At 39.9% G+C, this 13,050-nt stretch carries 7 protein-coding genes; all 7 read left to right on the forward strand.

Annotated features, from left to right (window positions below; all coding sequences use genetic code 11):
- Positions 1–7 precede the first annotated feature (7 nt).
- Positions 8–1,999 carry a 4-alpha-glucanotransferase gene (gene malQ / locus PS1M3_RS19055; RefSeq protein ID WP_203987507.1) on the forward strand — a complete coding sequence of 664 codons (1,992 nt, stop codon included), beginning with the start codon at positions 8–10 and terminating at the stop codon, positions 1,997–1,999.
- Positions 2,000–4,237, forward strand: a complete 2,238-nt coding sequence (gene glgB, locus PS1M3_RS19060; protein WP_203987509.1) for a 1,4-alpha-glucan branching protein GlgB — start codon at positions 2,000–2,002, stop codon at positions 4,235–4,237.
- The gene (gene glgX, locus PS1M3_RS19065) at positions 4,230–6,293 is read left to right on the forward strand and encodes a glycogen debranching protein GlgX (RefSeq protein ID WP_203987511.1); all 2,064 of its coding nucleotides are present in this window, start codon (positions 4,230–4,232) and stop codon (positions 6,291–6,293) included. The genes glgB and glgX overlap by 8 nt, the downstream gene beginning before the upstream one ends.
- Positions 6,286–8,817, forward strand: a complete 2,532-nt coding sequence (locus PS1M3_RS19070; RefSeq protein WP_203987513.1) for a glycogen/starch/alpha-glucan phosphorylase — start codon at positions 6,286–6,288, stop codon at positions 8,815–8,817. The genes glgX and PS1M3_RS19070 overlap by 8 nt, the downstream gene beginning before the upstream one ends.
- 18 nt (positions 8,818–8,835) lie before the next feature.
- A complete protein-coding gene (gene glgC, locus PS1M3_RS19075; protein WP_006791778.1) occupies positions 8,836–10,137 on the forward strand; it encodes a glucose-1-phosphate adenylyltransferase in 1,302 nt (433 codons plus the stop codon).
- A 70-nt stretch (positions 10,138–10,207) separates the two neighbouring features.
- Positions 10,208–11,743 (forward strand): glycogen synthase, encoded by a 1,536-nt coding sequence (locus tag PS1M3_RS19080; protein ID WP_008127864.1) that lies wholly within the window; start codon positions 10,208–10,210, stop codon positions 11,741–11,743.
- A gap of 92 nt (positions 11,744–11,835) precedes the next feature.
- On the forward strand, positions 11,836–13,050 hold the full coding sequence (locus PS1M3_RS19085; protein WP_033025164.1) for an EAL and HDOD domain-containing protein: 1,215 nt from the start codon (positions 11,836–11,838) through the stop codon (positions 13,048–13,050).

Genomic DNA, 13,050 nt, shown 5'->3' on the forward strand with positions numbered 1-13,050 from the left:
CCTGTAAATGAACGAACTTTCGCAGTTGTTTTACTTACACGGTATTGGTTATGAGTTTACTAAATACACAGGCGAGCAGATATTTTTCAGTGAAGATACACGTAAGCGTGCCCTGCAATGTTGTGGTGTTGATACCAACAACTATAACAAAATAGCTCAATTAAATTACAAGCTCGATGTAGAGCCTTGGATGCAGCTCTTGCCCAATGTAAGTTTAATTGAGCAAACAGACTGTTATTTAAAAGTGAAAATAGATGACAGACAACTTAGCCAAACTGCATCAGTAAGTGTTGAACAACTGGGAATAGAGTGTGAATTTACTAACCTTGATGATTTAATAATTACAGGTGAATACCACTTTAATGGCGTCCGTTATATTGAAATTGCACTGCCTTTACCTTCAATACCAATAGGGTATTACCACGCAGACATTACAGTAGGTGAACAGCACGCAAGTACTGAGATCTGGTCTGTGCCCGAGCGTGTTTTTCAAGTTGAAGATACAAAAAAAACGGGGTTGTCGGTTCAGTTATATACGCTTAAAAATAATGAAAGATTGGGAATTGGCGACTTTTCAGACTTACTCACGCTAGTTGACTTGTGCTGTGAGCACAATATGGATTACATTTTGCTCAACCCTCTGCATTTGTTGTTTTGCGAAATGCCTGAGCGTGCAAGCCCATACAGCCCTAATAGTCGTGCGTTACTAAACCCTTTATACATTTCTGTTGATTTGTGCGAAGACAGTAAAAACAATACTGAATTAGCAAAAATTATGCAAAGTAATGAGGCGACTTCTCTGTTAAATAAAAGCGGACGGTTTATTAATTACGAGGATGTTAGTTGCGTTAAATATAAATTATTTAAAGCACTGTACAACCATTTTGAATTAACAGCCAGTAAGCTTCGTCGTGATGCATTCAATGCTTTTTGCGATAAACATCAGCCCACCTTACAAATAATAGATTCACAAACCCCTCTTTTTGATTATTACCTACAGTGGCAAGCGCATCTTCAACTTGGTATATGTCAAGAGCGGTGTATGAAAGGAGGTATGGCAATAGGTCTGATTAATGATTTAGCTGTTGGGTGCGCTGGCGATGGTGTTGAGTTCAAATCACAACAGTCATTATTCGCCGATAATGCCAGTGTGGGTGCTCCGCCTGATCCTTGGGCTGAGGGCGGGCAAGATTGGGGGTTACCGGCTTTAAATCCGCAAAGTTTAGCACACAATAACTACTCATTTTACCGCTCGTTAATTCGTGAAAATATGCAGAATGTAGGCGGGCTAAGAATCGACCATGTTATGGCTATTCGCCGCTTGTGGTGGTGTTTTGAAAATAATGGTCAGCGAGATGGTTGCTATATTTATTACCCCTTTGAACATTTGTTGGCCATTTTGAAAATAGAGTCGCATATTAATCAAAGCATAGTTATAGGTGAAGATTTAGGCATTGTTCCACCAGAAGTAAAACATGCATTATCAAGTAGTGGTATTTTTTCAAACAGTTTGTTTTATTTTGAAAAGCAAAACGATGGTGATTTTTTACCGTTACACGAATTACCCCCTCAGTGCTTATTGATGATTGCAAATCACGATGTACCGCCTTTTACAGGCTGGTGGCAGCACGATGACATAGCTATAAAACAACAATATCATTTAATTGACGACCAACAATCAACGCAAATTACCAACCAGAAAATCGATGAAAAAACGCGATTGCTTCGTTTTATCAATGCTACAGCTAATCTTACATTAACGATACACAGCGATGCTAAGTCGGTTTACCGTGCGCTTAGCCAGTGTTTAGCTGGCTCAGATTCTCGATTGTTTGCACTACAAATAGATGATTTAGATGAACAGAAATATCCGGTGAATATTCCTGGTACAGACAAAGAATATCCAAATTGGCGACGTGTATTAACACATACATGTGAAGAAATTTTTGCAAACAACGCCACGCTTTTAGCTGCAATCGATTCAATAAGGAAAGATTAAATGAGCAGTACAGCTTCAAATAGTTCGGCATTACCTAAATCTCAAAGCGCTGACTACGATGCCCAAGTTAATGCACTTAACATAGGGCGATTTAAAGACCCATTTAGCTTTTTAGGTGCACATAAAGTAAGTGAATCAAATATAGAAGTGCGTGTATATTTACCTGGTGCCCAACATGTTTCTTTGTCAATTGACAATCAACTAGTCGAAACGCAAAGATATAAGCACAGTGATTTATTTATAGCTCGTGTAAGTCATTTGCCTACCTCGCCTTATTTATGTACAGCCAAATATAGCGACACTTCAACTACTTTTTTTGATGAATATAGTTTTAACAGTGAGCTTGATACAGATGCCATGTACTTATTTAACGAGGGCAGTTTAGAGCATGCATACTTGCACTTTGGCGCGCACTTTACCAACCAGCAAGATGTAGATGGCGTTCGTTTTTGTTTGTGGGCACCTAATGCAGCCAGCGTTTCAATTATTGGTGAGTTTAATTTTTGGCAAGCGAATCGACATTTTATGCGTTTTCACCCTGCCAGTGGTGTGTGGGAGTTATTCATTCCCGACCTTAAAGCAGACATGTGCTACAAATTTGCCATTACAGCGCAAAGTGGTGAGGTAATAGAAAAAGCAGACCCTTACGCTTTTAAAATGCAACAGGCTCCTGGTACCGCGAGTGTTCTTCAATACAAACCAGAGGCAATAGCGTTAAGTGAACAAGCAATAAGCAATAGGCAAAAGCGTAATCATATAGACGCACCAATCAGTATTTATGAGGTGCACTTAGCGTCGTGGCAGCGAGGTGAAGGTAATCGTTATTTAAGTTATACCGAACTTGCCGACAAACTCGTAAGCTACGCGCTTGAAATGAACTTTACCCACTTACAGCTTATGCCCATAAGTGAATATCCGTTTGACGGTTCATGGGGCTATCAGCCTGTTGGGCTGTTTGCTCCAACCAGTCGTTTTGGCGATTACAACAGCTTTAAATATTTTGTAGAGCAATGCCATAAATATAATGTAGGGATTTTACTTGATTGGGTTCCTGGGCATTTCCCAAGTGATCCCCATGGTTTACACCGATTTGATGGTACACACTTGTACGAACATGCCGATATGCGCCAAGGCTTTCATCCAGATTGGAATACTTATATTTATAATTATGACCGTCCAGAAGTTAAGAGCTTTTTGATTTCTAATGCAATGTATTGGCTTCATCAATTTGGCTTAGATGGTTTAAGAGTAGATGCCGTTGCGTCAATGTTGTACTTAGATTACAGCCGCAAAGAAGGTGAGTGGATACCTAATTGCTATGGCGGTCGCGAAAACCTTGGTGCAATTGAATGCCTCAAACAGGTTAATTTACGCAGTTATAAAAACAACCCTGGCATTATGATGGTGGCAGAAGAGTCGACTGCTTGGCCAGGTGTTACGCAGAGTGTTGAGCATAATGGCCTAGGCTTTGGCTATAAATGGAATATGGGGTGGATGAACGATAGCTTGTTGTATATGCAACGCGATCCACTTTATAAGCAACATCACCATCACGAAATCACGTTTTCGATGGTATATGCATTTAGTGAAAACTTTATTTTACCGCTGAGTCACGATGAAGTTGTTCATGGGAAAGGCGCGCTAATTGAAAAAATGCCGGGCGATGATTGGCAAAAATTCGCAAATTTACGTGCTTATTATGCATTTATGTGGGCACACCCAGGTAAAAAGTTATTATTTATGGGGGGGGAAATAGCTCAACGTGCTGAGTGGGGGCATGATCATTCTATTGATTGGCATTTACTAGAACATGAAAGTCATAAAGGTATAAAGCAGACAGTAAAAACGTTAAATGAGGTTTATAAAAATCAACCCGCGCTGTATGAACTTGACTCAAGTGCCGCAGGATTTGATTGGATTGACAACAATAATAACGAGCAAAGCATTTTAAGCTTTGTACGTTACGCTAAAAATGCCCATGACTTTGTAGTTGTGATTGCCAACTTTACGCCTATGTCATATCAAGAATATACCTTAGGCGTTCCGAGCAAAGGCGTTTATAAAGTAATAATAAACACAGATGAAAGCGAATTTTTTGGCTCGGGTATTAAAGTATCGCAAAACCAATCAAATACTGTTGTCACTAACGACAATCCTCAACATGGTTTTAACCAAAGCATCACTATTGCTATGGGTGGCTTAACAACAATTTATTTGCAAAAGGTACAAGATGAGTAATCAATTTGAAGTAACTCACGGCCTTGTTGAGCCTCTTGGCTCGAGCTTGCATTTAAATGGTGTTAATTTTTCATTGTACGCGCCAAAAGCGACACAAGCGTATGTGTGTTTATTTGATAAAAGTGGCCACTCTGAAATACTAAAAGTGGCTATGAATATAAATGAAGGTGGTATTTGGAGTATCCATATTGCACCTCTCACCACTGGGGCACTTTATGGGTTTAGGGTTGAGGGTGAATATAACCCTGATACTGGCTCGCTATTTAATGAACATAAATTATTAATTGACCCTTACGCAAAAGATTTATTTGGTGAGTTTACATGGAGTGAACGCCATTATGGCCAAATGCCAATAGGCACCAAAAGTACCGTTAACAATGCCATTGATATACCAAAATCAAAAGTGTCATCAATTGATTTTTATGAACATAAAAAACCGAATCACAGATGGTCTAAAACAGTCATTTATGAGTGTCATGTAAAAGGGACTACGTGTCGTCATCCTAAAATACCTAAGACGCTGCAAGGCAAATTTTTAGGATTGAGTCACCCGCATTTTATTGACCATTTAAAAAGTTTTGGAGTCACAACAATAGAGCTACTCCCTGTGCATGCCTTTATTAGCGAGCAATTTTTAACAGGCAAAGGCCTACAAAATTATTGGGGATACAACACGCTTAACTTTTTCACTCCTCACAAAGACTATTTGGTAAACGACGATATTAACGAGTTTAAACAGATGGTTAAGGAGCTTCATGCTGCAGATATTGAAGTTATTTTAGATGTTGTTTACAACCATACAGCTGAAGCGGGTAATGATGGCCCCATATTGTCGTTGCGCGGGTTAGACAACCTTGCTTATTACCGTACAGTAGAAGCTCAACCCAATGTATATATAAACGATACGGGGTGTGGTAACACCATTAATATAGATCACCCAAAAACCTTGCAGCTCGTACTCGATAGCCTGCGATATTGGGTTGAAGTAATGGGTGTTGATGGCTTTAGATTTGATTTAGCAACAATACTGGGCCGCTCAAAGGCTGGGTTTAGTTCAGCGCATACGTTTTTACAAACTATTGCTCAAGACCCTGTTTTAAATAAGGTAAAGTTAATTAGTGAGCCATGGGATATTGGCCCTGGTGGGTATCAACTCGGGGCTTTTCCTCCACCTTGGCGAGAGTGGAATGACCAATACCGAGATGTAATTCGTCGTTTTTGGAAAGGCGATGAAGGGATTATAGCCAACGTGGCTAAACGCTTACATGGCTCGTTTGATATATTTGAGCATAGCCATCGAGGCCCATTAAATAGTATTAATTTTATAACCAGCCATGATGGATTTACCCTTGCAGATTTAGTGAGTTACGAGCATAAACACAATGAAGCAAATGGCGAGCAAAACAGAGATGGCCACAGTGCTAATTACTCATTTAATTGCGGGGCAGAAGGCTTTAGCACTGATGAAAAAATAGCCGCATTAAGATTACAACAACAAAAAAACTTTTTACTCACATTAATCCTTTCTAAAGGTGTGCCTATGATTGCTGCTGGCAGCGAAATGGCACATTCTCAAGGGGGTAATAACAATGCATATTGTCAAAATAACCGTACGAGTTGGCTTGCATGGAAAGACTCACAACTTAATCATTCTTTAACACGTTTTATAGACGATGCCCTTAAAATTAGACGTGCTCATAGTGCATTTAAACACAGTGTATTTTTAGACGATATAGACGAGCGCTTTACTGTTAAATGGTTTACCGAAACAGGTGACACTATGACAGATTCGCATTGGCATGAGAATTCGCGTCAATTTTTAATGTATAGCTTACTAGATAAGCAAAATAAACACGCATTACTTATTGTATTCAACGCTAATAAAAAACCAGTCAGTTGTCAGTTGCCTCCATCACCGATTAATGCCTCGTGGCAAATGGTTTTATCAAGTGTAAATAATGCATCTTTAACAACTCATCAAGATGCACCCGTTGAAATTTCTGCACAAAGTAGTTGGGTTTTTAGTGCTAACTTAGAGGACGTAGCTAATGGCTAAGCAAGTTGAACAAGTATGTGTTGTAAAGGGGTGGCAAGAAGGCCCAGTAATAGACGAAAGCACCTTAAAAGATGATTTAACGCGCCATTTTTATTACACCCTAGGGCGAGACAAAGTGGGTGAGTCGCAGCTGTATTTGTACCATGCATTAGCATTGACGATCCGCGATCGTTTAGTGGCACGGTGTCGAGAAACTAATAAAAAAATCAAACAGCAAAAAAGCAGAAAAACCAGTTACCTTTCACTTGAGTTTTTAATGGGCCGTGCTCTGGGAAATGCGGTATTAAATCTTGATTTAGAGGATCAAGTGTCATCGGCACTACAAGAATATTGTACCGAAATTGAAACGGTCGAAGACGCAGAGCATGATGCAGGCCTTGGTAATGGTGGCTTAGGGCGCTTAGCTGCGTGTTTTTTAGATAGCTGTGCAAGTTTAGCTTTACCCGTTGTGGGTTACGGCATTAGATACGAATACGGAATGTTCAACCAATCAATTAGTGATGGTAATCAAATAGAGCAACCCGATAATTGGCTTCGTGAGGGGCACCCTTGGGAGCTAAGTGCTCCCGAGCATTCTAAGCGTATTAAGTTCGGTGGTTATGTAAATAGTTATACTGATAAACAAGGTAGAGAACACCGCCAGTGGGTTAGTAGCCATGACGTGTTAGCAGTGCCTTACGATGTGCCCATTCCTGGTTATAAAAACAATATTGTAAACACGCTGCGCTTATGGAAATCAGAAGCGACCGACGAATTTAACCTAACTGAATTTAACGCGGGTAGTTATTCAGAAGCCGTTGCACAAAAAAACTTAGCCGAACAAATCACTATGGTACTTTACCCTAACGACAGCAGTGAAAATGGTAAAGAGCTACGACTACGCCAACAATACTTTTTATCATCAGCAAGTATTCAAGATATTGTTGATCAGTGGGTGAGTGATCATGGTGAAAGCTTTACTGATTTTGCCGATTACCATGTTTTTCAATTAAACGATACTCATCCAAGTATTGCTGTGGCAGAGCTTATGCGAGTGTTAGTTGATGATTACGAGCTCGACTGGGATGATGCATGGCAAATAACAACAAAAACAATGGCCTATACAAATCATACATTATTACCAGAAGCGTTAGAGAAATGGTCAGTTTCATTATTTTCAAAATTGTTACCCCGTATTTTAGAAATAATATTTGAGATAAACGCACGTTTTCTAGCCGAAGTTGCTCAGCATTGGCCTGGTGATGTTGATAAACAGCGAGAGCTATCACTAATAGAGGAAGGTGGCGAACCGCAAATTCGCATGGCTTATTTAGCCATTGTGGGCAGCTATTCAGTTAATGGTGTTGCTGCACTGCACACAGAGCTATTAAAAGCGGGTTTATTTAAAGAGTTTTATACACTTTGGCCTAACAAGTTTAATAACAAAACCAATGGGGTTACACCTCGCCGTTGGCTTGCCCATTGTAACCCTACATTGAGTGAATTGATTAGTGAGAAAATAGGCACCGATTGGGTACGTGACTTTGCTCAAATAAACCAGCTACGTCGTTTTTATGATGACACATCATTTCAAGCACAGTGGCAAAAAGCCAAAGTAACAAACAAACAACGTTTAGTTGATTTAGTGAAAGAGCGCTGTGGTGTAGAGTTTGATGTATCCATGATGTTTGATGTACAAGTTAAACGGATTCATGAATACAAGCGTCAGTTACTAAATATACTCCATGTTATCCATTTATATGACCGCATTCGTCGTGGTGATACACAAGGATTAGTGCCACGTTGTGTTTTACTCGGTGGTAAGGCTGCACCGGGTTACTACATGGCTAAAAAAATAATTAAGCTAATCAATAATGTGGCAGATGTCATCAATAAAGATCCCCTCGCGTCGTCGTATTTACGCGTGGCTTTTTTACCTAATTACAATGTGACAGCCATGGAAGTTATTTGTCCAGCTACTGATTTGTCTGAGCAAGTTTCAACTGCCGGTAAAGAAGCTTCAGGCACCGGTAATATGAAGTTCATGATGAATGGTGCATTAACTATTGGCACGTTAGATGGCGCCAATATCGAAATTAGAGATGCCGTTGGTGCCGATAATTTCTTCTTATTTGGTGCAGAGGCGCATCAGATTGATGATATTAAATCGCGTTATAACCCCGCACATTTAATTGAACAAAATAGCGACTTAGCCAATGTTATGCACTTGTTAGAAAGCGGGCACTTTAATTTATTTGAACCTTGCCTATTTGACGATGTAATTAATGCAATTAAGAGCCCACACGATCCATGGCTTGTTGCACATGATTTCGAAAGCTACGTATCTGCACAAAAGCAAGTAGATAAAGCCTATGCTGATCAAGCTTATTGGACGCAAATGAGTATTTTAAATACCGCTGCCAGTGGCATATTTTCAAGTGATAGGACCATAAGCCAATACAGTGACGACATTTGGCATTTAACCCCACTCAATACTAGTGACACTGACTCAACGACAACTACCAGTAAAGCCACTAAAAGCTAGATAAATGGAGAGAATAGTATGCCTAATTATGCAAATCGCTACATAAGTAGCCTAACTAGAGAAACGTATGCGTTAATACTGGCTGGTGGTCGTGGTTCTCGCCTGCACGAATTGACCGACTGGCGTGCAAAACCAGCCGTTTACTTTGGTGGTAAACACAGAATTATTGATTTTCCTTTGTCTAACTGTATCAACTCGGGTGTTAGGCGTGTGGGTATAGCAACACAGTATAAATCTCACTCACTTATTCGCCACGTAAATCGAGCTTGGGGGCACTTTAAAAAGGAATTAGGTGAATCGGTTGAAATATTACCTGCATCACAACGCCATGGTGATGAATGGTATTGCGGCACCGCCGATGCTGTTTTTCAAAATATGGATATTATTCGTCATGAGTTACCTAAATATGTAATGATTTTATCAGGCGACCACGTTTATCGTATGGATTACGGTGCATTACTTGCTGAACATGTTCAAAAAGGGGCCGATATGACCGTGTGTTGTATCGAAGTACCTGTTGAAGAAGCTGCAGATACCTTTGGTGTAATGACAGTAGATGAAGAAAGCCGTGTTTGTCGTTTTGATGAAAAGCCAGCTATGCCAAGCTCAGTGCCAGGCAAGCCGGGTACATGTTTAGCATCCATGGGTAACTACATATTTAATACTGAGTTCTTATTTGAGCAACTAAAGAAAGATGCTGAAAATGAAGGGTCAGGACGTGATTTTGGGCATGACATAATACCCGCTATTATTGAAGAGCATAACGTTTTTGCATTCCCATTCAGAGACCCTCAACAAGAAGGTCAGCCATATTGGCGCGATGTAGGAACACTCGACTCATTTTGGGAGGCTAACATGGAGCTTGTTATGCCTGAGCCTCAACTTGACTTATACGACCCAGCGTGGCCAATTTGGACATACCAAGAGCAATTACCCCCAGCTAAATTTATATTTGATGATGACGACAGGCGAGGAATGGCCCTTGATTCTACAGTTTCGGGAGGGTGTATTATTTCGGGTTCGGCAGTAAGAAAATCATTGTTGTTTTCTAACGTGCATGTGCGCTCGTTTTGTGAAATTGAACAATCGGTTATTTTACCGGGCGCTATTATTAACCGCGGATGTAAAATTAAACGTGCAATAATAGACAGAAGCTGTGAAATACCTGCAGGGCTTGAAATAGGTTTTGACCGTAAAACAGATGAAGAAAATGGTTTTAGGGTATCAAAAAAAGGCATTGTACTTGTTACACGCGACATGCTTAGTGAACTTGCTAAAAAGTTAGAGCGTCAAACACAAGAAAATAAGAAACTAGCTTAATACAGAGTTAGGCAAAACAAGCTTGCCCTAAAGCGGGTGAGCTTATTAAAACAAAGGAAGTAGTAAATTAATGCATGTATTAATGGTTGCAGCAGAGAACGATGCGTTACCTGGCGCTAAAGTAGGCGGTGTAGCAGATGTAGTCCGTGATGCCCCGAAGGCTCTTGCGAAGCATGGCGTATCGGTTGATGTGGTGATCCCAGATTATGGATTTGAGCCATTAAATAGGCATTACATAGGTGAAGTAACCGTGGCGTTTAATGCTCAATCTCATGTAATGACTTTGTTTAAAGTGGATCAGACAAAAAATAACATAACTCAAATTGTAATAAGCCACCCAATGTTTAGTGAATCGGGTAGCGTTTATTGTAATGATGCACCGGGTAGGCCATTTGCAACCGATGCAACAAAGTTTGCGCTATTTAATGCGGCTGTTTGCGAAGCATTATTGCAAGGACTACTTAAACGCCCTAGTACGCTGCATTTACATGACTGGCATAGCGCATGCGTTGCTGTTTTACTTAAGTTTGAGCCACGTTACAGTGCTTTACACGATATACATTTAGCGTACACAGTGCACAATATAGCACTACAAGGAATAAGGCCTTTTAAGCACGATGAATCGAGCTTAGAAGCTTGGTTTCCATCATTAAGTTACAACGGGCAACACTTGTGCGACCCAAGGTATGCAAATTGTTTTAACCCAATGCGAAGCGCCATTAATTTAGCAGACAAAATTCATTTAGTGTCGCCTACCTACAGCCAAGAAGTGCTTAAACCCAGTAATTACAATGATGGCTTTTTTGGTGGGGAGGGGCTTGAACAAGACCTACAAAATGCAGCCGAACAAGGTAAAGTGGTCGGCATTTTGAATGGCTGTGAATACCCTGCATTGGAAGTTGCAAATGCAGTTATGGACGAGTTGTACAACGAGGCAGAAAAAAGCTTACTTGCTTGGATGAGCAACAGCGAACAGCTTGAAAGCGTTCACTACATTGCGCACCAACGATTAAAGCAATTTAAAGCAACACCAAATAATGGGCCAATTGTTACAAGCGTAGGTAGACTCACAGAACAAAAAGTATTGTTATTATGTCAGCCATTAAATGGTGAACTTGCGATAGACGCAGTATGTAATAGTATTAATGAACAGGGTGGGCGTTTAATCATATTAGGCTCTGGCGATAAAGCGCTAGAAGCATTGTTTACAAAAGCCATGGCACGTAACGAAAATTTACTATTTTTAAAAGGTTATGCGCAAAAAGTAGGTGATTTAATGTATCAATTAGGTGATTTATTTTTAATGCCTAGTTCGTTTGAGCCTTGCGGAATAAGCCAAATGCTGGCAATGCGCGCAGGCCAACCTTGTTTGGTACATAGTGTTGGTGGATTAAAAGATACGGTAAAACACAATCAAAATGGGTTTAGTTTTAATGGCGCAACATTACGTGAGCAAACACATACTTTGCTTTCATGTTTAACCGAAACGCTAGCATTTTATAAGCAACATCCCAAAAAATGGCAGCAAATAAAATCTAATGCTAAAGCAGTACGCTTTTCGTGGTCTCAGGTTGCAAGTGATTACATTTCAACCTTGTACCGATAAAGTTTGTTTAATTTAACTTAAGCGAAGTGACATTTTAGATTATTTACGCTATTAATAACTTGGTATTAATGGAATTAAATAAAGTAGGTAAAGTGTCTGTATTTGTTGCAAGGCAAGCAATTTTCAATCGGCGTCAAAAAGTAGTTGCTTACGAGCTACTTTTTAGGGACAGTCCTAAAAACTTTTTTCCTGATATAGCCGAAGGGCAGGCAACTGCAAGGCTTATTATGGAAAATCAACTTAATTTGGGCACACGCCATATCACTTCTGGTAAAAAAGCGCTCATCAACATTGGGCCTGAATCTTTAGAGCTTGATCTGTGTGCCTTTTTACCGTGCCAAGACGTTGTGATAGAGCTTCTTGAAAGCATAGAGCCCACTGATACAAATTACGAGTTATGCCGAGAGCTCTTTCATAGTAATTTTAATTTAGCCCTTGATGACTTTGTATATAAACCGCAATGGGATCGCTTTTTAAAGCTGGTTAAACTCATTAAATTTGATATAACCATAACCCCATTAGACGATATTCACCCTATTATAAAAAAGCTCAAAGATCACAAACAAATTAAGTTACTCGCAGAAAAAATAGAAACTCAGGAAGAATACGAAGTTGCTGCTGGCATGGGCTTTGATTACTTTCAAGGTTACTTTTTTGCAAAACCCACCATGATGAAGCACAACGACATTGATTATAACTACGGGTTAGTCGTTGCAATATATGCTGAAATAATGGGCCCCAATCCAGATTTAACCAAAATAGCAGCGTTGTTTGAATTGGATGCCGCACTGGCTTATAAATTACTACGTTTAATTAACAGCGGCGTATTTCCCATACAAAGTAAAATAGCCTCCTTAAAGCAAGCGCTGGTTTATTTGGGCCAAGAGCGGTTAAAAAAGTTTGTTAGTTTAATTGTTACCGCTCACACCGCTGGTAAAAAGCCTGCAGAGCTAATGCAAGTGTGCGTCGTCCGTGCGCGCTTTTGTGAATTGATTGCTAAAAAAGTGGCCAAGCATCAGTCAGGAGAGGCGTTTTTAACCGGCTTGTTTTCGCTTCTTGACGCTATATTAGATCAACCAATGAGCTTGCTTGTTGAAAAATTACCTTTCCAGGATGATATAAAAGCAGCCTTGCTCGAAGAAAAAAACACACTGTATTACATTTTAAAAGTTGTTAAAGCATACGAAACCGGCAGCTGGTGGGCACTCGAACAAGCTGTTATATTTTTAAATATACAAAGTGATATACTACCAGAGCTTTACCAGAAGTCGGTTGACTGGGCCGACAGCTATAAAAATAATATTTAA

It is taken from the genome of Pseudoalteromonas sp. PS1M3 (genome assembly GCF_016865405.1).
Taxonomy (GTDB): Bacteria; Pseudomonadota; Gammaproteobacteria; order Enterobacterales; family Alteromonadaceae; genus Pseudoalteromonas; species Pseudoalteromonas marina.